Consider the following 348-nt stretch of genomic DNA (forward strand, 5'->3'; position numbering starts at 1 on the left):
CTTCTTTGATAGAAAGTCTTCATCTCCGGACTACATTGAATGGCCGATGTCGCACACAGATGTAGTAAAGCTTTGCCTTCAAGGTTGGCCAAACGGCTTACTTTGGTCTTTCCTCTGATGCTTGTTCCCGAACTATGTGGAAAGGGAGCGATCCCTATATAGGAAGCAAATTTCCTCCATGTTTTAAAAGAAGTAAAGCCCATGGTGTATACTATTAAGAATCGGGCGGTAACTTTTCCTATGCCTTTATACTTATTAGAAGCTTCTGCATTTCTTTAAGTTCCGGATCTTCTCGAATGATCCTGTCCATTTCTTTCTCTATGGCACTGATTTTTTGTGCAAGGACTT

The 348-nt window shown here is 41.1% G+C and carries 1 protein-coding gene; it reads right to left on the reverse strand.

Annotated elements, in window-relative coordinates:
* A partial coding sequence (locus tag HC175_RS21380; RefSeq protein WP_235942726.1) for an IS110 family transposase occupies positions 1–203 on the reverse strand: 203 nt, incomplete at its 3' end.
* Positions 204–348: the final 145 nt, after the last annotated feature.

The sequence above is a fragment of the Salinimicrobium oceani genome (genome assembly GCF_012037645.1).